The sequence below is a fragment of the Diaphorobacter sp. HDW4B genome (genome assembly GCF_011305535.1).
In the GTDB taxonomy this organism is placed as follows: Bacteria; Pseudomonadota; Gammaproteobacteria; order Burkholderiales; family Burkholderiaceae_C; genus Diaphorobacter_A.
This window is the reverse complement of sequence record NZ_CP049905.1, coordinates 4,590,641-4,613,273: the sequence shown is the minus strand read 5'-3', so window position 1 is coordinate 4,613,273 and position 22,633 is coordinate 4,590,641. Positions and strand designations below refer to the sequence as shown.

The 22,633-nt window shown below is 62.4% G+C and carries 21 protein-coding genes; 5 read left to right on the top strand and 16 right to left on the bottom strand.

What is annotated here, in order from left to right; genetic code table 11:
• Positions 1 to 28: 28 nt before the first annotated feature.
• On the bottom strand, positions 29 to 1,357 hold the full coding sequence (tolB, locus tag G7048_RS21075; RefSeq protein WP_166070015.1) for a Tol-Pal system beta propeller repeat protein TolB: 1,329 nt from the start codon (positions 1,355 to 1,357) through the stop codon (positions 29 to 31).
• A 128-nt stretch (positions 1,358 to 1,485) separates the two neighbouring features.
• Here tolB and msbA point away from each other — a divergent pair, with 128 nt between their 5' ends.
• On the top strand, positions 1,486 to 3,279 hold the full coding sequence (gene msbA / locus G7048_RS21070; RefSeq protein ID WP_166070014.1) for a lipid A export permease/ATP-binding protein MsbA: 1,794 nt from the start codon (positions 1,486 to 1,488) through the stop codon (positions 3,277 to 3,279).
• 111 nt (positions 3,280 to 3,390) lie between these two features.
• Here msbA and G7048_RS21065 read toward each other — a convergent pair whose 3' ends face one another.
• From G7048_RS21065 to mltG, 6 genes are all read right to left on the bottom strand, one after another.
• Positions 3,391 to 4,143 carry an ankyrin repeat domain-containing protein gene (locus G7048_RS21065; protein WP_166070013.1) on the bottom strand — a complete coding sequence of 251 codons (753 nt, stop codon included), beginning with the start codon at positions 4,141 to 4,143 and terminating at the stop codon, positions 3,391 to 3,393.
• Positions 4,140 to 4,952 (bottom strand): TatD family hydrolase, encoded by an 813-nt coding sequence (locus G7048_RS21060; protein ID WP_166070012.1) that lies wholly within the window; start codon positions 4,950 to 4,952, stop codon positions 4,140 to 4,142. Before G7048_RS21060 ends, G7048_RS21065 begins: the two co-directional genes overlap by 4 nt.
• 84 nt (positions 4,953 to 5,036) lie before the next feature.
• Positions 5,037 to 5,396, bottom strand: coding sequence for a PilZ domain-containing protein (locus tag G7048_RS21055; protein ID WP_166070011.1), 360 nt, complete (start codon positions 5,394 to 5,396; stop codon positions 5,037 to 5,039).
• Between the two features lie 19 nt (positions 5,397 to 5,415).
• Positions 5,416 to 6,417, bottom strand: a complete 1,002-nt coding sequence (locus G7048_RS21050; protein WP_166070010.1) for a DNA polymerase III subunit delta' — start codon at positions 6,415 to 6,417, stop codon at positions 5,416 to 5,418.
• Complete coding sequence (tmk, locus tag G7048_RS21045; protein WP_166070009.1) at positions 6,414 to 7,073, bottom strand: dTMP kinase; 660 nt, start codon at positions 7,071 to 7,073, stop codon at positions 6,414 to 6,416. Before tmk ends, G7048_RS21050 begins: the two co-directional genes overlap by 4 nt.
• A 45-nt stretch (positions 7,074 to 7,118) precedes the next feature.
• Positions 7,119 to 8,156 carry an endolytic transglycosylase MltG gene (gene mltG / locus G7048_RS21040; RefSeq protein WP_166070008.1) on the bottom strand — a complete coding sequence of 346 codons (1,038 nt, stop codon included), beginning with the start codon at positions 8,154 to 8,156 and terminating at the stop codon, positions 7,119 to 7,121.
• 9 nt (positions 8,157 to 8,165) lie between these two features.
• On the opposite strand from mltG, the gene G7048_RS21035 reads away from it, so the two are divergent.
• Positions 8,166 to 9,086 carry a folate-binding protein YgfZ gene (locus G7048_RS21035; RefSeq protein ID WP_166070007.1) on the top strand — a complete coding sequence of 307 codons (921 nt, stop codon included), beginning with the start codon at positions 8,166 to 8,168 and terminating at the stop codon, positions 9,084 to 9,086.
• A gap of 28 nt (positions 9,087 to 9,114) precedes the next feature.
• Here the strand turns inward: G7048_RS21035 and G7048_RS21030 are convergent, their stop codons facing one another.
• The 4 genes from G7048_RS21030 to G7048_RS21015 all read right to left on the bottom strand — a co-directional run bounded on the left by G7048_RS21030 (position 9,115) and on the right by G7048_RS21015 (position 13,117).
• Entirely contained in the window at positions 9,115 to 10,305 is a 1,191-nt protein-coding gene (locus G7048_RS21030; RefSeq protein ID WP_166070006.1) for a hypothetical protein, read from the bottom strand.
• Between the two features lie 27 nt (positions 10,306 to 10,332).
• Complete coding sequence (locus G7048_RS21025; protein ID WP_166070005.1) at positions 10,333 to 11,196, bottom strand: YbgC/FadM family acyl-CoA thioesterase; 864 nt, start codon at positions 11,194 to 11,196, stop codon at positions 10,333 to 10,335.
• Between the two features lie 39 nt (positions 11,197 to 11,235).
• Complete coding sequence (locus G7048_RS21020) at positions 11,236 to 12,153, bottom strand: alpha/beta hydrolase (RefSeq protein WP_166071100.1); 918 nt, start codon at positions 12,151 to 12,153, stop codon at positions 11,236 to 11,238.
• 85 nt (positions 12,154 to 12,238) lie between these two features.
• Entirely contained in the window at positions 12,239 to 13,117 is an 879-nt protein-coding gene (locus G7048_RS21015; RefSeq protein ID WP_166070004.1) for a 2-keto-4-pentenoate hydratase, read from the bottom strand.
• Between the two features lie 61 nt (positions 13,118 to 13,178).
• On the opposite strand from G7048_RS21015, the gene G7048_RS21010 reads away from it, so the two are divergent.
• Complete coding sequence (locus tag G7048_RS21010) at positions 13,179 to 14,315, top strand: iron-containing alcohol dehydrogenase (protein WP_166070003.1); 1,137 nt, start codon at positions 13,179 to 13,181, stop codon at positions 14,313 to 14,315.
• 10 nt (positions 14,316 to 14,325) lie between these two features.
• Here the strand turns inward: G7048_RS21010 and G7048_RS21005 are convergent, their stop codons facing one another.
• The 4 genes from G7048_RS21005 to G7048_RS20990 all read right to left on the bottom strand — a co-directional run bounded on the left by G7048_RS21005 (position 14,326) and on the right by G7048_RS20990 (position 19,431).
• Positions 14,326 to 15,417 carry a phospholipase gene (locus tag G7048_RS21005; RefSeq protein WP_166071098.1) on the bottom strand — a complete coding sequence of 364 codons (1,092 nt, stop codon included), beginning with the start codon at positions 15,415 to 15,417 and terminating at the stop codon, positions 14,326 to 14,328.
• An 11-nt stretch (positions 15,418 to 15,428) separates the two neighbouring features.
• Positions 15,429 to 16,175, bottom strand: coding sequence for an HDOD domain-containing protein (locus G7048_RS21000; RefSeq protein ID WP_166071097.1), 747 nt, complete (start codon positions 16,173 to 16,175; stop codon positions 15,429 to 15,431).
• Between the two features lie 256 nt (positions 16,176 to 16,431).
• Complete coding sequence (locus tag G7048_RS20995) at positions 16,432 to 18,786, bottom strand: Tex family protein (RefSeq protein WP_166070002.1); 2,355 nt, start codon at positions 18,784 to 18,786, stop codon at positions 16,432 to 16,434.
• Between the two features lie 144 nt (positions 18,787 to 18,930).
• Positions 18,931 to 19,431 (bottom strand): hypothetical protein, encoded by a 501-nt coding sequence (locus G7048_RS20990; protein ID WP_166070001.1) that lies wholly within the window; start codon positions 19,429 to 19,431, stop codon positions 18,931 to 18,933.
• Positions 19,432 to 19,688: 257 nt separating this feature from the next.
• Here G7048_RS20990 and G7048_RS20985 point away from each other — a divergent pair, with 257 nt between their 5' ends.
• Positions 19,689 to 20,087, top strand: coding sequence for a hypothetical protein (locus tag G7048_RS20985; protein ID WP_166070000.1), 399 nt, complete (start codon positions 19,689 to 19,691; stop codon positions 20,085 to 20,087).
• A gap of 33 nt (positions 20,088 to 20,120) precedes the next feature.
• A complete protein-coding gene (locus G7048_RS20980; protein ID WP_166069999.1) occupies positions 20,121 to 21,260 on the top strand; it encodes a DUF72 domain-containing protein in 1,140 nt (379 codons plus the stop codon).
• 96 nt (positions 21,261 to 21,356) lie between these two features.
• On the opposite strand, the gene G7048_RS20975 is transcribed toward G7048_RS20980, so the two are convergent.
• Positions 21,357 to 22,610 (bottom strand): GGDEF domain-containing protein, encoded by a 1,254-nt coding sequence (locus tag G7048_RS20975; RefSeq protein ID WP_166069998.1) that lies wholly within the window; start codon positions 22,608 to 22,610, stop codon positions 21,357 to 21,359.
• Between the last annotated feature and the right edge of the window lie 23 nt (positions 22,611 to 22,633).

The window sequence follows — 22,633 nt, the reverse complement described above, 5'->3', positions numbered from 1 at the left end:
TATGAAAAAATGAGAAAAAAATCACTGCTTACTTCTGATACGGGGCCCACGAGGGCTCCCGAATGTCTCCGCTTTGGCCCGCAAGGCGGGCCTTGATCTTGCCGTCCAGCGTCGTCGTCATGAGCGCATCGCGACCGCCTTGCTGCGAGGCGTAGACGATGAGCTTGCTGTTGGGAGCGAAGCTGGGGCTTTCGTCGGCTGACGTGTCCGTGATGGCCTGGGCAGATCCCGACTTCAGATCCATCACGTGCAGTTTGTATGCGCCGCCAACCCGTGAGATATAGGCCAGATACTGGCCATCGGGGCTGATCGACGGGGAAATGTTGTAGGAGCCGCTGAAGGTCACGCGCTCGGCACTGCCGCCGCCCGCACCGACGCGATAGATCTGTGGCGCACCGCCACGATCGCTCACAAAATAAATGCTGCGCCCGTCGGTCGAGTAGACCGGCTCGGTGTCGATGCCGCTGCTTTGCATCAGGCGACGCGGCTCGCCGCCGCCGCTGGCACCGATGGTGTAGAGCTGCGAGCCACCGTCGCGGCTCAGTGTCACGGCCAGCGTGTTGCCATCGGGCGACCAGGCTGGTGCGCTGTTGGAGCCGCGGAAATTGGCGATCAGGCGGCGCTTGCCCGAGCCCACGTCCTGCACGTAGACCACCGGCTTGCGCGACTCGAAGGACACGTAGGCCAGTTGCGTGCCGGATGGCGACCAGGCGGGCGAGATGATGGGCTCGGAGCTGCCGAACGCCAGTTGCGAATTCTCACCGTCGGCATCGGCCACCCACAGGGTGTAGCGACCACCGTTCTTGGTGACGTAGGCAATGCGTGTCGAGAAAACGCCACGCTCGCCAGTGAGCTTTTCGTAGATGTAGTCCGAGATGCGGTGGGCGACAAGGCGCAGATCCGCCTGCGTCACCACATAGCTCTGGCCACCGAGGTCCTGGCCCTTGATCACGTCCCACAGGCGGAAACGCACATCGAAGCGGCCATCGCCCAGACGGTTCACGCTGCCGACGGCAAGCGCCTCGGCCGTGCGGGCGCGCCAGGCGGCCAGATCAGGGCGAGAAGACTCGTCCAGTTGCTCGCCAGCGGCGTCCACGCCGATGAAGACGCCACTGCGCTCCAGATCGGCCCGAACAATCGCGGAAATCTTTTGAGGAGATTGCGCCTCGCCCTTGAACGGAGCGATGGCAATCGGCCTTTGCTTCATGCCGACGCCCGTGATCTCGACCTTGAACTGCGCAAGCGCAGGCAAAGCGGTGAGGGATGCAATCGCGGCGACTGCTTGTCGCCGTGGGATGCGCAGAGTCTGCGCAAGGGAGGATGAATTGAATTTAGGGGAAATTCGGTCAATAGTCATTGTGTACCAACGAAATACCGTAGACGTGCCGGGTAACAGAGCCTCGCATGTTACACATGGCTTGGAAATCCATGTGACAAACTGTGCTGAAATCTGTAAACAACGCTGAGCCGTAGAATCCGCCCTTAATGCAATCCCCGAATCATAGCGCTGTGCCAACAAATTTGCCGGGCTCCACTCAATCCCTGTCACTTCTGCAGCGTCTCAAGAGGCTGCTGCCTTACTTTGGAAACCAGCGTCTGGGCTGGACGATTGCCTTGGTTGCCACCCTGGCGGGAGCAGCCACGGAACCCCTCATGCCGGCACTGCTTAAACCACTGCTCGACAAGGGTTTCACTGAGGGATCACTCAGCCTCTGGATGGTTCCCCTGTTTCTGATCGGATTGTTCTTCATACGCGGTCTGGCACAGTTCTGCGGCGCCTACGCGCTGGCCCGCATCGCCAACGAAGGCATGCTGAAACTGCGCACCCAGCTCTTCGAGCGGCTGCTCGTGACGAACATGAGCCTGTTCTCACGCCAGTCGGCCAGTGCGCTGTCCAACACCGTGGTCTATGAGGTCCAGACCGGCTTCAACGCGCTGGTGCAGGCGCTGATGGGCATTTCGCGCGATGGATTCACCGCCGTCGCCCTGTTTGTCTACCTGATTTACCTGAACTGGCAGCTCACGCTGATCGTGCTGGTGATGGGTCCTGCCGTCTCGTGGATCATGAAGACGCTGTCGCGCCGCCTCTACAAGCTCACCAAGAGCAGCCAACAGGCCACGGACGATCTGGCCTATGTGGTCGAGGAAAACGTGCTCGCCCATCGCATGGTGCGCCTGCACGGTGCCGAGGAAGGCCAGACCAAGCGCTTCAGCGTGCTGAGCCGCAATCTGCGCACGCTGGCGATCAAGTCCACCATCGCCTCCGCCGCAATGACCCCCCTCACCCAGTTGCTGGCCTCGGTGGCGCTGTCGGCCGTGCTCTGCATCGCGCTCTGGCAAAGCCATGGCAATCTGGCGACCAGCGACGTGACCGTAGGCGGTTTTGCCTCGTTCATCGCCGCCATGCTGATGCTGATCGCACCCATCCGCCGCCTCGCCGACATGGCCAACCCGATCACGCGTGGTGTGGCTGCGCTGGAACGCGGCCTGATGCTGCTCAACGACACGCAGACCGAAGATGGCGGCACTTACCGCAAGGAACGCGCAGAAGGCAGCATCTCGCTGCGTGATGTGACCGTGTCGTTCGAGTCGGACATGATGCCCGCGCTCAACCGTTTGTCGCTGGACATCAAGGCGGGCGAGATCGTCGCGCTGGTGGGCCCGTCGGGCGCTGGCAAGACCACGCTGGTCAATCTGCTGCCGCGCTTTCTCACGCCCACATCCGGCGACATCTCGCTCGACGGCGTGCCACTGGCCGACTGGAATCTGCCTTCGCTGCGTTCGCAGTTCGCCATGGTCAGTCAGGACGTGGTGATGTTCAACGACACGATTGCCGCGAACGTGGCGCTGGGTTCCGAAATTGACGAAACCCGCGTCCACGACTGCCTGAAAGCCGCCAATCTGGCGGGCCACGTGGCGACCTTGCCGAACGGCATCCACACCATCGTCGGGCACAACGCCACCCAGCTCTCGGGCGGTCAGCGCCAGCGTCTGGCGATTGCGCGAGCGCTCTACAAGGACGCGCCGATCCTGATTCTGGACGAGGCCACGTCGGCTCTGGACACCGAATCCGAGCGTCTGGTGCAGGAAGCCCTACAGCGCCTGATGAGCGGCCGCACGACGCTGGTGATCGCCCACCGCCTGTCCACCATCGAGCACGCCGACCGTGTGGTGGTGATGGAACGCGGCCAGATCGCCGAGCAAGGCACGCATGCCGAACTGATGGCGCTGGGGGGTCTCTACGCGCGCCTGCAGACCCATTCCTCCGTGCACAACTGATACGTTTCTCACCGCATCACGCGGCAATACAACAACAAAAAACGGGCCGTGCAGTCATCCTGCACGGCCCGTTTTGTTTGACTGTGGGTCGACGAATCGGCCAACAGTGGCTTACCAGGCGCCCTTCTGAGCGGGTGCGGATGGAGTGGATGGAGCGGAAGGAGCCGATGGCGCAGCCGAACCCTTTGGAGCCGAAACCGCCTGCTTGCGCTTGCGGATGGCGTCGTTCACGGCCTGCACCATGTCGTTGCGGTCGGCCTGCTGGGCGAATTCGACGGCGGTCAGGCCCTTTTCGTTCTTGATCGAGGGATCAGCGCCCTCGGCGATCAGCAGCTTGGCCGAATCGGCGGTGCCGTAGCGCACAGCCATCATCAGCGGTGTCGTGCCGTTGGGCGACGATGCGTCGATGTAGGCGTGGTTTTCCAGCAGCAACTGGATCATCGGAACGGCCTGGTCGGTGGTGCATGACGCCGCGTAGTGCAGCGGCGTCCAACCGGTCTTGTTGACGTCGCCATCGCGCGCGATCAGCGCCTTGGCGGCGGGGATGTTGCCCTTGATCGCGGCGATCATCAGCGCGCTTTCGTCCTTCTTGTTGCGCAGCTCGACCTTGATCTTCTTGGACTGCAACAGCGCTTCGAACGCACGCTGCGAATCGCGCTGCAGCGCCATGACCAGCGCGGGCTGGCCTTCGGGGCTCAGGCTGTTCGGGTCGAATCCACGCTGCAGCAACGAGGTGATGTTGCTCGCGTTGTCGCGGATGATGGAGGTGAAGAAATCGTCATATACGCTCGCGTGCGCACATGCGGACACCAGTCCGGCGGACGATGCGGTCAGCCAGAGCATGGTTTGCCGACGGTTGATCATGCTGCGTTGCTCCTATTGAGAAACAGTTCATCGAAATTGCGGCTCGTTGCCTCGGCGATATCTTGCACGCTGGTGCCCTTCACTTCAGCCAGTTGCTTGGCCACAAAGGGCACATAGGAAGGATTGTTCACCTTCCCGCGGTACGGAACGGGCGCGAGATACGGGCTATCGGTCTCGATCAGCAGGCGATCCATGGGCACGAAGGCCGCCACGTCGCGCAAGTCCTGAGCGTTCTTGAAGGTGACGATGCCCGAGAACGAGATGTAGTAGCCCATGTCGAGCGCGGCGCGTGCGACTTCGGCAGTCTCCGTGAAGCAGTGGAACACGCCACCGGCCAGATTGCCCGCGCCATCTTCCCCTTCTTCGCGCAGAAGGCGCAGCGTATCGGCAGAGGCGCTGCGGGTGTGGATCACCAGCGGCTTGCGGCATGCGCGCGCGGCGCGGATGTGCGTGCGAAAACGCTCGCGCTGCCACTCCAGATCTGCCACGGTGCGCCCGCCCTTGCGGTCTTCCATGCCGTAGTAGTCGAGACCCGTCTCGCCGATGGCGATCACGCGCGGCAAGGCGGCGCGGTCGAGCAGGTCCTGCAAGCTCGGCTCGGTCAAGCCTTCGGTGTCGGGGTGCACGCCCACGGTGGCCCAGAAGTTGTCATGGTCGGTCGCAAGCTTGTGCACGCCCTCGAACTCTTCCATGGTCGTGCAGATGCACAGCGCCCGGTCGACTTGGGCTTCGGCCATGGCAGCGCGGATCGGCGTCAGTTTCTCCAGCAGCTCGGGGAAGTTGAGGTGACAGTGTGAATCGGTAAACATGATCGCTTCAAAAAACAAAAAAGCCGGCCATCGCGATGCCGGCTGTCGATGAGGCCAGATCGCCTCATCCTGTGTGAACAATGCTCAAATCGTCTGTGTCGGGCGATCCGAACTCAGGCTGGTGCCCAGAATTTCTTCAATTCGGGCGCGCAGTTGGCGAGACTTGTCGTCCTTCGGGAACTGCACGCCAATGCCCTGCGTGCGATTGCCGGAAGCGCGCGCCGGGGTGACCCAGACCACTTTACCCGCAACCGGATAACGCTGTGCATCGTCGGGCAAAGTCAGCAGCACATAGACGTCGTCGCCCAGCCGGTACTCCTTGGCCGTGGGCACGAACACGCCACCTTCCTCGATGAACGGGATGTACGCGGCATACAGCGCGGCCTTTTCCTTGATGGCCAGTTGCATCACGCTGGGGCGGGCGGCGGTGGTCGGTGTGCTCATAGGGGTTGTAACGCCTTGTTCAGTTCTTGGAGTTTATGGCGTTTTTCGCCTGCGCGACAAGTGCTTCCAGCATCAGGCCCGCGTTGAACGGGTGGTCCGCCGTGCGCGCCTGTTGCGAAAGCGCCTTCGCCCAGCGTGTCAAAGGCAGCATCGCGGGTGCTTTGGGCAGGTCGGCCAGCGCGAAATAGCGCGGATCCGCCCCCGCCTGCACCGACATCAGATCGTGGCAAAGCTTCTGCAGCGCCTCGATGGCCTGCGGCGGCGTCCAGTCCGAAATCGCCGACACATCGCCCCGCGCCACCGCTTTCGGGAACAAGCTCCAAGCCTGCGGGCTGCGACCGGACTTCGCGAGCGCCAGCGCATCCTCGGGCCGACCGCCGCTTGCACGCAACAAGGACAGCGCCACATCCTGCGCAATGCCCTGCGATTGCAGCCAGGCCAGCATTTCCGGTTCTTCCGGCCATTGCATGGTGTGGCCCATGCAGCGGCTGCGGATCGTGGGCAGCAACTCGTGCGCGGCCTCGGTCGCCAGCACGAAGCGCACATCTCCGGGCGGCTCCTCCAACGTCTTGAGCAGCGCATTCGCAGTCACATGGTTCATCTGCTCGGCCGGATAGACCAGCACCGCCTTGCCGCGTCCGCGCGCCGAGGTGCGCTGCGAAAACTCGACCGCATCGCGCATGGCTTCCACGCGGATTTCGCGGCTGGGCTTGCGCTTCTTGTCGTCGATTTCGCTCTGCGCCTTCTCGGGCAAGGGCCAGCCAAGTTCGATCATCTGGGTTTCGGGCATCAGCACGCAGAGGTCGGCATGCACATGCACGTCGATGCCATGGCAGCTTCCGCACTGTCCGCACGCGCCATGAGCCGTGGGCGCATCGCACAGCCACGCTCGCACCATCTCCAGCGCCAGACCGAACTGCCCCATGCCCGATGGGCCTTGCAATAGCCACGCATGGCCGCGCTGCGCAAGCAAGGTGTCGCGCTGCGCCGCAATCCAAGGAGCGAGAGGCGCGTCGCTCATGCTCGCGCCTCCGCTGGCAGCAGACCGCGTGCAGCCATGGCCGCCATCACCTGTCTGGCAACGCTTTCGCGGTCCTGCGAGGAATCGATGCGTGCAAAACGCTGGGGGTCAGCCGCAGCGCGATCTGCATAACCGCCCGCCACGCGCTCAAAGAAGGCTTCGGGCTGGGCCTCGAACCGGTCCGGCGTGCGCGCCGCAGCCAGTCGCTCGGCGGCCACCTTGGGCGGCACGTCGAACCAGATCGTCACGTCGGGGTTGCGCAGCAGCGTTGCATCGTCGGCCAAGCCGGTCTGCACCAGCTTTTCCAGATAGGCCAGCACCTGCAGATCGAAACCGCGCCCCGCACCTTGGTACGCGAAGGTCGCATCGGTGAATCGGTCGCAGAGCACCACTTCGCCACGCGCCAATGCGGGCTCGATCACGCAGCGCAGATGGTCACGACGACCGGCGAAGGCGAGCAGCGCCTCGGTCAGCGGATCCATGCTGTCATGCAGCAGCATCGCGCGCAGCTTCTCGGCCAGCGGTGTGCCGCCCGGCTCGCGCGTGAGCGTGACTGTGCGGCCTGCATTGCGAAAGGCCTGTGCCAGCGCCTCGATGTGCGAGGACTTGCCCGCACCGTCGATGCCTTCAAAGGAAATGAACAGGCCCTGGGTCATTTGTTGTTCTTCTTCACGTCAATCATTCAAATTTCTGTCCGTCGTTCAACGCTGTCCGCGTTGGTAGCGATTCACCGCACGATTGTGCTCTTCCAGCGTGGCGCTGAAATAACTCGACCCGTCGCCCTTGGCCACAAAGTACAGCGCCTTGGTGCGCGCCGGTTGCACAGCAGCCAGCAGCGCGGCCTTGCCGGGCAGCGAAATCGGCGTGGGCGGCAAGCCCCCGCGCGTGTAGGTATTCCATGGCGTGTCGGTCTGCAGGTCGCGCTTGCGCAGATTGCCATCGAACTTCTCGCCCATGCCGTAGATGACAGTCGGGTCGGTCTGCAGCAGCATGCCAATGCGCAGACGGTTGGTGAACACGCCCGCGATCTCTGCGCGGTCCTGCGCCGTGCCGGTTTCCTTTTCGACGATGCTGGCCAGCACCAGCGCCTCGTCGGCCGACTTGAGCGGCGTATCCGATTCGCGCTGCGACCAAGCGGCCTCCAAACGCCTATCCATCGCATGCAGCGCCCGCTTCATCACTGCCAGATCGCTGCTGCCCTTGGCATAGGCATAGGTGTCAGGAAAAAAGCGCCCCTCCGCCGCCACGCCCGGACGGCCCAACGTCGTCATGATCGCCTCGCTCGTCATGCTCGCCGTGTCCTGTTTGAGCCCTTCAGACTTGGCCAGCGCGGCGCGCATCTGTTTGAAGGTCCAGCCCTCGACCACTGTCACCACACGCTGCGACGACTCGCCACGTGCGAGCTTCTCCAGCAGTTCGTAAGGTGTTGTGCCGGTGGGGATTTCGTAGTTGCCTGCCTTGATCTGCCGATCCTGACCCGAGAGGCGAAACCAGTAATACAGCAGACGCGAATCGGTCTGAATGCCCGCCTTCACGGCCGCATTGGCCACGCCGCGCGGCGTGGTGCCAGGCTCGATCTCCAGCTCCAGCGCCTCGCCGGGCGTGTCGCTCGCGCGCAGGGACAGCGGCGCGTGCAGCCACCAGTAAGCCGCACCCGCAGCGGCCAATGCCAACAGCACCAGAAAAATCAGAAATCGACGCACAACCCTACCAACCGAATGAATGGAACGGGGCATCATAATTCACCCATGAACCACACTGCGTCAGTGCCTTTCGACGGCGTTACTCCTCCCCTAGAACATCTCGGCGTGATTCGCGTGCTCGGCGAAGACGCAGCCAGCTTCATCCACGGTCAACTGACGCAGGACTTTGCGCTGCAAAAGCCCGATCAGGCACGCCTTGCTGCCTTTCTGAACGCCAAGGGTCGCATGCAGGCCAGCTTCATCGGTGTGAAGCGCGCGGCCGACGAAATCCTGCTGATCTGCTCGCGCGACCTGCTGCCGCAGACGCTCAAACGTCTGTCGATGTTCGTGCTGCGCGCCAAGGCCAAACTCAGCGATGCCAGCAACGACTTCGTCATCTACGGCCTGGCAGGCAGCGCCGCGCCAGCCGGTGCCGCGCCGTGGAGCGTTTCCGCACAGGGCGATGCCAGCATCGTTCAACTCTATCCCGCCGACGGCCAGCCCCGCGCATTGCTGGTTGCACCCGTTGGCTCGCCAGCCCCGCAAGGCCAGCCCTTGTCGCTGGCCCTCTGGCAACTGAGCGAAGTGCGCAGCGGCGTCGCCACCCTCACCCAACCCATCTTCGAAGCCTTTGTGCCGCAGATGGTGAACTACGAATCCGTCGGCGGCGTGAATTTCAAAAAAGGCTGCTACCCCGGCCAGGAAATCGTCGCACGCAGCCAGTTCCGAGGCACCCTCAAGCGCCGGACCTATCTGGTGCATGTGGATGCGACCGAGCTAGCCGTCGGCACGGAAGTGTTCAACGCGAGCGATGCCGATCAGCCTGTCGGCACCGTCGTGCAAACAGCCGCTTCACCGAACGGCGGTCTGGATGCGCTGGTGTCGTTGCAGATCGCTTCGGCTGAAGAAGCGCTGCATGCAGGTTCAACCAGCGGCCCCGCACTGCAGGTACAGCCGCTGCCTTACGAACTGCTCGCGGACATCTGATCCGCTGATCCTCTGATCAGCCCCTTGCTCACTCACCGGATGCCGACTGCTTCCAGTCGACTTCCGGAAAATGCTCATTCGACGCAGTGGCGATGATGTCCAACTCCGGCTTGCCATCGCCCGCCAAGCGAACGCCCAGACCATAACGCACCTGCGTCGTCTGGCCTGAAAGCCAGAACAGCTTGCGCTCCCAGCTTCCAGGTTTGGGAGGTTTCTTGTTGGCCGATTCAAGATAGCTTTGAATCCGCGCCAACCCCGCCGCAAACCGCCAAGGCGCAAGCTGCCGCAGCGCCAACCGCAGTTCCTCCGGCCAGGATGCCTTGAGGTGCAAGTACTTCTGCCAGGGCAACCCGTCAGCCAGCAAGCGAACATGGCGGCTGACATGCACGCCATACAGATCGCACGCATCCCCGACGCGACCTTGGGCCATCAAGTCACTTGCTTGGCGTGCTTTGGAATTCAAAGCAGGCTCCGTTGCGCCAGAAGCCCACATCCAAAGCGCATCCGTCCATCGATGGCGCTGGTTGCTCAGAAACTCGTTCGACAACCGCAGACGCCAGACCGGCATCTCGCGCTGCGCCCCCGAAGTCAGCAGCAAGCACGGCTGGCGCTTGCGCGTGGGTGGGCCGTAGGCGGCCAGCACGGACGTCACGCGCGGGAGGTATCGGCCCTGCTCATCACGCGGCCAATGTCTCTCGATGGAGGAGAGATCAACGAGGGCAAGATGCTCCTTGAACTGTGCCAGCGCGTGCTCAGCATTCGGCAAAGCCTGCAGCAGTTGTGCCGACTCATCCCGCTCGATGCGCGGCTCGTTGCTGGACGCCGTCTTTCGCGTTTTGCGGATGTCCTTTGACGATGGCGCGATCACCAACTCCGAAGCTGGCTCACTCGGCGGCGAGAGCCATTCCTTCACCACTTGCCCAAAGCGCTGCGGCGAGCAGGTGACTTCGAAATGCAGCTTTCGATCACTTGCATCGGTGATGCTGATCCAGCCATGCGCGCGCTGGCGTTCGCCCACCTCGCGCCCCTCTTCCAGACGCCATGCATTCGTGCCGTATGAGTCCAACTCGTGGACAAAGACGTCGATCTTCAACTCACCCGGCTGATCGGCTCCGGCAGACGCCGTGATGAACGCCGTCGCAATATCCTTGCGCCGCATTTCACATGCAGGAAAGCGCTCGGCCAACACAGCCTGCCATTCATCCAGAAGCGTTGCCATAGGCCTCCTGCAAGAGCGAAAAGAAGATCAGTCGGAAAGGCGTTTTTGCATCGTGATGTGCGCAATCCCTGCCTCTTCGTAAGGCTCGCCCACCACCTCGAACGCGGCACGTTGGTAGAAACCTTCCGCGCTGCATTGCGCATGCAGAATCACCTTGTCGTCACCACGCGCACGCGAAGCATCGACCAGCGCATCCAGAATCGCCCGGCCCCAGCGCTGACCACGCAGCACGCGGGTGACGGCCATGCGACCGATGCGCGCTTCCTTGGGGGCATCCTGCAGCAGACGGCCCGTTGCGACCGGCATGCCGAAGCGGTTGAACGCCACGGCGTGCACGGCAGTGGCGTCAAGTTCGTCGAGTTCGATGTCGGGCGAAATGCCCTGCTCTTCGATGAACACGGCCTTGCGCACTTCGCTCGCGGCCTGACCGAGCGTGCCCCAGTCGCCGACCTTCAGCGTGACCATGTCGGCACCAGCCTCGAACTGCGCGATGGCGTCGCGCAGCAGTTGCGGCACGGGGCGCGAGGTTTGCGTGGCAGGATCGGCAAACACGTAGATCAGCTCGACGCTGACCAGCAGGCGGTCGCCCGCGAAGATGCCGCAGTCAAACGCGAGCGACGAATTGCCTACGCGCGTGCAGCGCATGCCGACATCGAGCATGTCGTCCATGCGCGCCGATGCGTGGTATTCGACGGTCGCTTTCTTCAGGAAAACCTCGCCATCGAGCAGTTGCATGCTGGCTTCGTAAGGCATGGCGAGCGCGCGCCAGTACTCGGACATGCCGATGTCGGCATAGGTCAGGTAATGTGCGTTGAAGACGATTTTCTGGACATCCACTTCGGCCCAGCGCACACGCAGGCGGTGCGCGCATCGAAAGTCTTGGCGTTTCATGTTCTGGTTTCGAGATCGATATGAGTAGATGATCAGGGTTCAAAGACCGAAGGCTTCGCGCAATGCGCGCGCCGCGTCGGCATGGGCCTGTCGGGCCTCGGGCAAGGCACGGCCCATCTTGATGAATTCGTGGGTCACGCCGCGGTAGATTTCGAGGTCCACCATCACGCCGGAAAGGCGCAGCTTGTCGGCGTAGGCGATGCCTTCGTCAACCAGCGGATCGAGTTCCGCCAGACCAATCCACGCGGGCGCGACATCATCCACATCAGGCGCGAGCAGCGGCGCAAAACGCCAGTCTTCGCGGTCCTGACGATGGGGGATGTAGTTGTTGAAATACCAGCTCACGGCATCTTCTTCCAGCACCAGGCCGTGGGCGAAAATCTTGTGCGAAGGCGTGTCCTGATGCGCCGTGGTGCCGGGATAGATCAGCACTTGCAGCGCGAGTGGAATCTTCGCGTCGCGCGCCTGAATCGCGTTGACGGCGGCCAGCGTTCCGCCAGCGCTGTCACCACCGACGGCCAAGCGCGTGGTGTCGGCACCGAGCCCGCCTGCGTTGGCCGCGAGCCATTGCAGCGCATCCCACGCATCATTGGTTGCGACGGGAAACTGGTGCTCGGGCGAGAGGCGGTAATCGATGGAAACCACCATGCAACCGGCCAGTCGCGCCAACTCGCGGCACAGCGTGTCGTGCGTGTTGATGCTGCCGATGGTGAAGCCGCCGCCATGCGTGTAGAGCAGCAGCGGCAGGTTCTTTTCAAGCGATGGCGCATACAGCCTTGCGGGGATCTGGAAACCATCGCGCGCAGGGATCGTGAAATCCTCCACGCGCGGCAGTTCGGCCTTGGGCACTTCGAGCACGCCCGAGCCCATTTCGTAGAACGCGCGCGCAGCCTCGGGCGTGAGCGTGTGCATGGGCGCATGCTTGGCGCGCGCCATGCGCTCGATCACATTGCGCATCTGCGGCGTGAGCTGCACGCCGGGGGGAAGTTGGGGGGACTTTGAACCTGCAGAAGTCAATGTGATCGTCCTGAAAAACCGTTTGCTATTTGAAGTTGACACGCACCGGCTGGGCACCGGGCAGGCCAAGGAACGTGGTCGTCACGCTCAGTCCGGCCTTGGGTGGCATGAGGGGCGAGAACGAACCAAGGCTCACCAGATCGCCGGGTTGCAGACTCAGCTTTTCGGCCTTGAGGGCCTCTGCAATCCACACCACGGCATTGAGCGGATGCCCAAGGATATCGCTGCCCGTGCCGCTTGCGAGCAACTGCCCGGAATTGTCGGTGACCTGTACGGTCATGCGTTCCAGCGCGCCCAACATGGCATAGCGCTCGCCACGCGTGACGGGTGCGGCAACAGGAGCACCAGCCACGCCGAGCCGTGCACCGACATTGATGGCCGCAACGCCGGGGCCATTGAGCTTGGGCGGGGCCTGCACGACCAGATCGGGCAGCTCGATGAACGGAATGATCTGGTCGATGTTCTCCAGCACCTCCATGGGCGTGCGTGCCTGATTGATGTCAGCACTCCTCACCCGCACCAGCATGTCCGCCTCGAACAGCGGGCGCGCGCCGAACGTCGCATCCACCGTGAAACCATCCTTCTGGATCATGCTCTCGTAGAGCTTGCCCCACACCGGCTTGTCCGTGTTGAAGCGCTTTTGCACCGCTGGATTGGTGAGCCCCGCCTTGTATCCAATCACTTTGCCGAGACTGGGGGCCAGCGCCGCATTGAACTTGGCCCGCGTGCAGGCACTGTCCTCATCGGAAAGTGCATCGAAATTGGGGGCAGGCGTTTTCGCGGCGTAATGCTGAGCCATTTCCGCCACTTGCGCGTCGCTCAGGCAAGCAGCCTGCGCTGCTGTCGCGGACATGACCGTCAAAGCCAGTGAAGTCAGTTGAAAAAGCGCCCGGTTCAAGTTCATGAAAGCCTCCTGTTGTAATCTGTGGGCCACATCCTAAAACCAATTTGCGAGACACCACACCATGGCTTTCATCTACTACGTCACCCAGATTCAAATCGAATACGGCGCAGTCGCCCTGTTGCCCCAGGAATGCGCGCGCACCGGCATCACGCGGCCGCTGGTGGTGACCGACCAAGGCGTGAAGGCCGCAGGTGTGCTGCAGAAGGTGCTCGATGCCATGCCCGGCATGGCGGTCACGGTGTTCGACCAGACGCCTTCCAACCCCACCGAAGCCGCCGTGCGCGCTGCCGTCGAACTCTTCAAGAGCGGCCAATGCGACGGCCTGATCGCCGTCGGCGGCGGCTCGGCCATCGACTGCGCCAAGGGCATCGCGATTGCGGCCACGCACGAAGGCCCGCTCAAGACCTACGCAACCATCGAAGGCGGCTCGCCCAGGATCACCGACCGCGCCGTGCCGCTGCTGGCCGTGCCGACCACAGCAGGCACCGGCAGCGAAGTGGCGCGCGGCGCGATCATCATCGTGGATGATCACCGCAAGCTCGGTTTTCACTCGTGGCATCTGGTGCCCAAGACGGCGATCTGCGATCCCGCCCTCACGCTCGGTCTGCCGCCGCAGCTCACCGCAGCCACTGGCATGGACGCCATCGCGCACTGCATGGAAACCTTCATGTCGTCCGCATTCAATCCACCTGCCGATGGCATTGCGCTGGACGGCCTGGAACGCGGCTGGGCGCACATCGAAACCGCCACGCGCGATGGTGCGAACAAGGAAGCGCGCCTGAACATGATGAGTGCCAGCATGCAGGGTGCGATGGCGTTCCAGAAGGGCTTGGGCTGCGTGCACTCGCTGAGCCACAGCCTGGGCGGCGTGAATCCACGTCTGCACCATGGCACGCTCAACGCGATCTTCCTGCCTGCCGTGATCCGCTTCAACGCCCAGGACGCTAAAGTCCAAGCCGACCGCCGACTCGAAAAAATGGCGCACGCCATGGGCCTGCCCGCAGGCGGCGACGTGGCCGAAGCCGTGCGCGACATGACCGCCCGCCTCGGCCTGCCCACGGGCTTGGCAGCACTCGGCGTGACCGAAGCCATGTTCGACGACGTGATCAAGGGCGCGCTGGCCGACCACTGCCACAAGACCAATCCGCGCGAAGCCAGCCCCGAGGACTACCGCCAGATGCTGCGCGATTCGATGTGAACGCCTCGCGTCACAGCGGCTCGATGCGCGACAGATCGGGCTCGTCCAGCCACTCGCCCAACTCTTCGGCCAGTTGGCGTGCAGCGGCAACGCCCGCTTCCCAAACCCGCACGCGGCCTGCGTTGTCGCTCAGGTAGTTCACGAAATCATTGCGATCGGGCAGCTTGGCGTTGGGCAGCGTTGTCACCCATTCGGGATCGGGCGCAAGCACCACCATCCGGTCGAGCGCCGAGGTGGCGTGGTGCCGCGAGCGCCAGGCCTTGTCGAGCCAGCCCGGAATCACCTGCTTCTGGAAATGTGGATAGAGCACGATGCCATCGCGCTCGCCGCTCAGGTAGCGCAGATGCAGGTGATAGTCGGTGATGCCGCCATCCCAGTAGGCTCCACGCGGCGCGCCCGGAATGTCGTGTACGGCCTTGAGCATGAACGGGATCGAGCAACTGGCCTGCACCGCAGGCATGAAGTTGTGTTCGTCGAGCGCCACCTGCAAGGTGCGAAAGTCGCCCCCATCAAACGGCAGCTTGGCCATCGCGCCATCGCTCGATGACGAAAACACCACCCGTTCCAGCCAATGCACAAGCGCCTTACGGCTGATGGCGTTGCTCGCATAGGCACCCAGATAACCCAGCGGCGTGGCCAGACTGCCTTCGCGCGCGAGCAGGCCGCGACCGTGCGAGGTGACCACATGCAGGCGATAGCGCGGGTGCGCGAGCAGCGTGGCGACCTGTCCACCAAAGAACGTCTTCAAGTTGTCGGCAAACCGCGCGCTGACATGCTCGGCTGTGGGCCGCTTGGCTCCGGGCGCGATCTCGTATTCCTGGTGAATGTAGTCATGCTCCAGCCGCTCGAAAGCGTTTACCGCATCGGGCAGACAAGCCGTCGCCATGCGCCACGCGCCGATGGAGCCGCCAATCAGATGCACTGGCTGCGCGGAACGCGGCAGCCAGTCGCCGAAAATGAAGCGATCAAGCGGCCCGAGAATCAGCCCCTTGGGGCCGCCAGCGGCTGCGGGAATCACGCGCACCATCTCGGGCGCTAGCCCTCCGTGTTGCTGAATCTGCGCGAGCGCTGCAGGCCCGGCGTAGATGCGCAAAGCCTTCATCGTCGTGCGCGTCATTCGTCGTCGTTCTTGGGTTTCCAGTTGATCGGATCCTGCTGCAGCACGGTGTCGATGTCGAGGCCGAGCGTCATGCCGATTTCTCCGGGATAGGTCACGGCCAGTTCGCGCTCGTTGAGCTGCGCCTCGCCGGCCCGAGCACGCCAGATCGCCAGATTCAGCACGGCCGCCAAAGGCTCGTAGGAATCGTTGTCCAGCGGATTGGGGTGATAGCACAGCGCCTCGATCAGCACTTCCGGCAGTTGCCAGCGCTTGGCAAGCCCTGCGCTCACCTGCGCATAGGTGAAGCCGAACAAGCGCATTTCAAACTCCATGCGCCGCAGATCGAACGGGCCAGAGAGCACGTTGATGCTGTTGATGCGCGCGGCTTCGGAGCGGTGGATCACCAGTTCGCCCACGGCATGCAGCAAGCCCGCCGTATAGGCGACCACCGGGTTGAGATGGACAATGCCCGCAAGCGAGCGCGCAAGCCGCGCGGTCTCAAAGCTGTAACGCCAGAACTGCTGCAGATTCATGCCGGGAACGGAGCGCGCCGCCGTGCCCACAGGGGCTGCAGCAACCACTGCGCGCAAAGCCGGATTGGGCAGGAGCGCCAAGGCTTCGGGCACACCGACGACTTGCCGGTGCGCACCGAATCGCTCGCCATTGGCAACACACAGCAAGGCGGCTGTCAACCCCGTGTCGCTGCTGAAGAGATGATTGAGGCGCGAGAAATGAGGCTCCGGCGACACCAGCTCCGTCATCAGCAAAGCGACAGTACGCGGCGAGCTCGGGACCACCAGCGAGTGGTCCAGCGTTTCAGTTTCAGTCGCGGCGGCAGCAGCAGTCACCAGGCATTTGGGGTTGTAACAAACTCACCCGATTATCCACGCTGCCGTGAGCCTTTCGTGAAATTGTTAACGCATGTTCACGGTGTGCAACAGCCCCAATGGCGGGACTGTCGCAACCGATGACAATCTCTCACGCTTATATGCGCGTATTGCCGCTTTCAGGCGATCTTCAGCGCTTGAGTTGCTGCAATTTCGAGAACGCGGAAGCCATGGCCGACTGCGGCGCAGGCTCATTGCTGCGGCGCTGAGGCTGGGCATAACCGCGAGCCGCTCCTTCAAAGCGGTTGTCGCGCGGGCCATCGCGGCGAGCGGGAGCGGCGTCGAGCTTCATCGTCAGGCTGATGCGCTTGCGGGCCTCATCGACCTCCAGCACCTTGACCTTGACGATATCGCCGGTCTTCACCACTTCGCGCGCGTCGGTCACGAACTTGTGGCTCAACTGGCTCACGTGCACGAGGCCATCCTGATGCACGCCGAGGTCCACGAACGCGCCGAACTGCGCCACATTGCTCACCGTGCCTTCGAGGATCATGCCTTCCTTCAGGTCCTTGATGTCCTCGACGCCATCGTTGAAGCGCGCGACCTTGAAGTCGGGACGTGGATCACGGCCCGGTTTTTCGAGTTCGCCCAGAATGTCCTTCACCGTGATCACGCCAAACTTCTCATTCGCGAACAGCTCGGGTTTGAGCGTCTTGAGCATGTCGGCGCGGCCCATGATTTCGTTCACGGGCTTGCCGGTCTTCTCGATGATCTGCTCGACCACGGCATAGGTTTCGGGGTGAACGCCGGTCATGTCCAGCGGATTCTCGCCGTCACGAATGCGCAGGAAACCTGCGGATTGCTCAAAGGTCTTGGCACCAAGGCCGCTCACATCCATGAGCTGCTTGCGGCTCTTGAACGCGCCATTGGCCTCGCGCCAGCGCACGACCGACTTGGCCACGCTCGACGACAGGCCGGAAACGCGCGACAGCAACGGAACGCTGGCCGTATTCAGGTCCACGCCCACCGAGTTCACGCAGTCTTCGACCACGGCCTCCAGCGAACGGGCCAGTTCGCTCTGGTTCACATCGTGCTGGTACTGGCCCACGCCAATGCTCTTGGGCTCGATCTTCACGAGTTCGGCCAGCGGGTCCTGCAAGCGGCGCGCAATCGACGCAGCACCACGCAGGCTCACGTCCACATCGGGCATTTCCTGGGAAGCGTATTCGCTGGCGGAGTACACCGACGCACCCGCCTCGCTGACCACCACCTTTTCGATGTGCTTTTCCACCTTGGCCGCCATCTTGATCAGATCGGCAGCCAACTTGTCGGTCTCGCGACTGGCCGTGCCGTTGCCGATGGCAATCAGGTTCACGCCATGCTTTTCGACCAGCTTGCCGAGCGTGTGCAGCGAACCTTCCCAGTCCTTGCGCGGCTCATGCGGAAACACGGTTGCGGTCTCGACCAGCTTGCCGGTCGCATCGACCACCGCCACCTTCACGCCGGTACGAATGCCGGGATCCAACCCCATCACGTTGCGTGGGCCCGCAGGCGCGGCCAGCAGCAGATCGCGCAGATTGTCGGCAAACACCTTGATCGCGATCTTTTCGGCATCTTCACGCAGACGCGAAAACAGATCGCGCTCGGTCGACAGGCCGAGCTTCACGCGCCAGGTCCAGGCCACGCATTTGCGGATCAGATCGTCCGACTTGCGCGCAGCATGGCTCCACTGCAGATGGTTGGCGATGCGGCCTTCGGCGATGCTGGGCTTGCCCGGCTCTGGCTCGACCGGCAGCACCAGCTTGGCTTCGAGAATTTCGAGCGCGCGGCCACGGAACACCGCCAGCGCGCGGTGCGAAGGGATGCGGCCAATCGGCTCGTCGTATTCAAAATAGTCGCGGAACTTGGCAACCTCGGGGTCGTTTTCGTTCTTCGAATCGACCTTCTTGCTGCGCAGAAGGCCTTCGCTCCACAGCCACTCGCGCAGGTTCTGCACGAGCGACGGGTCTTCGGCCCAGCGCTCGGAGAGAATGTCGCGCACGCCGTCGAGCACCGCTGGCACGGTCGAGAAGTCCGCACCGGGCTTGCCATCGTCGAGCACTTCCGCTGGTTTCAAAAAGGCCTTGGCCTCTTCCTGCGGATCGAGCGATGGGTCGGCAAACAGCTTGTCCGCCAGCGGCTCGATGCCGAACTCCTTGGCGATCTGGCCCTTGGTGCGGCGCTTCTGCTTGAACGGCAGATAGATGTCTTCGAGTTCCTGCTTGGTCGGCGCGGCGGCGATCGCAGCACGCAGCGCGTCGGTCAGCTTGCCCTGCTCGTCGATGGCCTTGAGCACGGCGACGCGGCGGTCTTCCAGCTCGCGCAGATAGGACAGACGGGCCTCCAGCTCACGCAGTTGGATGTCGTCGAGGCCACCGGTCACTTCCTTGCGGTAACGCGCGATGAACGGGACCGTGGCCCCGCCATCCAGCAGCTCGACGGCTGCGCGTACCTGAGATTCGGAGATTTTGATTTCTGCGGCCAACTGCCGTGTGATCTGCTGCATGAACTAACTTCGGCTCGCAAGGAGCTGTCAATGGAAGATGGAGGCGAAACAGCAGAGTTTGCCACAGCCAGCCACCCGCTCCCGAGCGAGTCGCCCACGCGTATGTCAGCAATCGTTTACGCGTGGTCGATGCCAAGAACCCACTCAGCGGAAGGTGTAGTTGGCCTGGACCATCAACGCGGAATTGCCCAGCAGATTCAGCTGAACACCCCAGTTGCGATTGAAATCCCAGCCCACAGCCGGAATGACGGTCACGCCCCAGCCGTTCTTGTTGTTGAGCGGAATCTTCTTGTTGTACGGGTACTTGTAGCCGTGGATCACGCCGCCCGTGAGCTTGAAATAAAGCGACTGGGTGCTGTCGAACGGACGAAACATCCAGCCGCAATACGCATACTGGCTGAACTGGCCAAAGGAATTGCTGAACAGCGCCAGACCGGCAACCTGGCGCTCGTCCAACTGCTTTTCGGCGGTGACCAGCCAGACGTACTTGTGCTTCTCGTCCTCGGGCTCGAAGTCATGCTCCTTCTTCGCATCCGAGAAATGGTAGGTGTATGGGGCGTAGCCAATGGTCCAACCGGCAAGCGCCGACGTGGCTTCGGAGGACGCATCCGCTGCGCCCGCCCAGGTAGAAAAAGAAGAAGTCAAAAGCAATCCAGCGCAAATGGCGGGTCGCATCACAGCAGTCAACATCATGGAGTTCTTGGTTTTTCGTTTTTGGCCCGGCAAGCCACAGCCGCCCTCTTGCGTCTGTTATACGATTGAAGCGAACAGCGCCTGCAAGCGAAATCAACCTCGCTCCAAGCCCCCTCAATCGAGACCGTATAAATAAACCTTCGATTTTTCGCGTTAGCACCTGAACAAAACCTGAACGTCTCCACTCACGCAACCCCTTCACGCCATTCATGCCCACACCGCCCTTCGCCATCCGCACCGAATGCCCACCCGGCGCATGCGTCTGCGGACGTGAGGCGCTGCTGAACGATCCGAATGCCGATCTGCGTGTGCTGCACCTCACCCGCGACGAGGAAAAACGCTTGTTGCAACGATTGGAAAATTTGGTGTCATTGCCGGATTTGCGACATCTCGAAGACCTGCTCAAGCAGCAGCTCGGCATCGAGCTGACCATCAGCGTCAGCCCCAATGAGGTGCGCAGCCTGCGCGGCATTGCGATTCTGGTGAATGAGCAAGTGGGCCTGTGCAAGAAGACACGTCAGGCCATCCCCGCTGCCATCAAGAAGAGCATGGAGCAGCGCCCCGAAATCGCGTTCGACCTGCTGAACGAAGGCAGCCTGTTCTCCTGAACCGTGCCGAATTGATGGTAAGTTTGACGCGCAATGCAAGACGATCTTTTTGGCACCCCAGAAGAAACAGCGCCGCCATCCAAGCCCCAAACCAAGGCCGACACTGCTGCGCCCAGGGCTGACACGGATGAATCAGCCACCGAGAAAAAAGCAGCCACCCCGCGCAAAGGCAGCCTGCAAGCCGTTGACTGGAGTGACGAACTGCGCGCTCTTGGCGCGGCGTTGCCACCCAACGTGCGCCTTGGCACATCCTCCTGGAGCTACCCCGGCTGGGAAGGACTCGTCTGGCAGACCGCCTTGTCCGAGCAGACGCTGTCCAAGAAAGGACTGGAGGTTTATGCCAAGCACCCACTGTTTCGCACGGTGAGCATCGACCGCAGCTTCTACCGCCCGCTCTCGGCCAGCGACTACGCGCGCTATGCCGCTCAGGTTCCGGCGGACTTCCGCTTCATGGTCAAGGCCCCCAGCTTGCTGACCGATGCCCTCGTGCGCAGCGAAGACGGTCGCGGCAAGGAGCCCAACACTGCCTTCCTCAGCCCCGAATTGGCCGTACAGGAATTCATCGCGCCTGCCATCGAAGGGCTCGGCAAGAATCTGGGCGCGCTGGTCTTTCAGTTGAGCCCCCTGCCCTGGCACATGCTTGAGCGCCTGCCCGAGGTGATCGACAAACTGCGCACCATGCTCAGCGCCCTGCCCGCGCTGCAGCCCCACGCACCCGATGGCGTGATCGCCGTTGAGGTGCGCGACCCGCAATGGCTTGCGCCCGACATGCTGCCGCTGTTCGCCAACGCCCTGCGCGAAGGCAATGCCACGTATTGCATCGGCCTGCATGCCAAGATGCCGCCTTTGTCCGAACAACTGCGTCTGCTCAGAAAACGCTGGCCCGGCCCGCTGGTCTGCCGCTGGAATCTGCATCCCATCCACGGGCCTTATGGCTATGCCGAAGCGGAAAAGCTGTATTCGCCCTACGACCGCATCCACCACCCCGAACCCGAATTGCTTGCCGAACTGGGGCAACTCGTCAACACCTTTGCGGCACACAAGCAGTTGGTGTACGTGGGGGTCAGCAACCATGCGGAAGGTTGTGCACCGTTGACGGTCGAATCCTTGGCGAAGTCCATCGTTCATCCCTCAGCGGGGCAAGACTCCACCAGAGCAGGAAAATCTCAATGAGTTCAAACAGTCCCATCAGGCCATCTAGCTGTGGATCGCACAAGCCGTTCGGGGTTCAGCCTTGCAGGCTCTCTGCACGCATCACCCCTCCAAACATCACGCATTGCGCTCGTCGAGCACGACGCGGTTTCGTCCGGCATGCTTTGCGCGGTACAGCGCGCAGTCCGCACGCAGAAGAAGGTCCTCGGCATTCTCGCCAGGCAACCAACGCGCAACACCCAGTGAAATCGAGAAATGCCCCACGGCAGGGTCGTCGCAGGCGGCCACGGACGTGCGAATCCGTTCGGCCAGATTCATCACGTCAGACAGATCGGCCTTGCCGAAGATGAGCAGAAACTCCTCGCCACCCCAGCGCACCACCTCGCCCATGCTCCCCGTGCTTTCCTGAAGCACATTGGCCACCAGCTTGAGCACATGATCCCCGGCTGGATGACCGTGCCGATCGTTGATCTGCTTGAAAAAATCCACGTCGCAAAGAACAAGGCTGTAGGGCCGTTGGTTGTCCTGAGCATCAACCTGAAAGCGTTGCAGCGCGGATTCTCCGGCGTGTCGATTCAGCAGGCCGGTCAGCCGGTCTCGATGGGCCTGCTCCTTCAGAATGTTCTCGCGCTGGACCATGGTCGAGATGTCCTTCGCGATGCAGACGTAGTGCGTGAGCTGCCCCTCTGCATTGCGCAGAGCCGCAATGCTCTGCTCGGCGTAGTATTCCCCGCCATTCTTATGCCGATTGATGAAGGTGGACCGAAAGTCCTCCCCTTTGTCCAGAGCGATGTTCAGCCGGTCATAGAACGCGGGCTCGTGCGCTCCGCTGCGCAGCGTGGCCATGGGCGTCTTGCCGAGCAGCTCGTTCGCCGAATAGCCCGACATGCGCTCGAACGCCGCGTTGACGAAGACGATGGCAAATTCCCGGTCGGTGACCAGAACGGCGTCGTTGCTTGCATGCAAGGCCTGCGCCAACAGCTTGAGCTCCTGCTCGGCATGCACTCTGGCCGAAATGTCGCGCTGCACCGAAACGAAATGAGTGATCGCGCCCTGCTCGTCTCTCACAGGTGACACATTCCATTCCAGCCAGTACGTCGAGCCGTTCTTGCGATAGTTCAGCGCCACGCCTTCGAAATCGCGACCCGTTTCAAGACATGCGCGCAGTTCGTCGAGCACCTTTCGATTGGTCAGCGGGCCTTGCAGCATGCGGGGCGAACGACCGAGCAATTCCGCTTCGGCATAACCCGTCATGTCGCACAGCGCCTTGTTGCAGAACTCGATCAACGGCCCTTCGCCGGACAGGTCGGCATGGGTGATCATCAACGCATTGCTCGACTGACGAACGGCCGCCGACAGCAGCCACTTCATGTAAGGCGGCTGCGTCCGAGGCT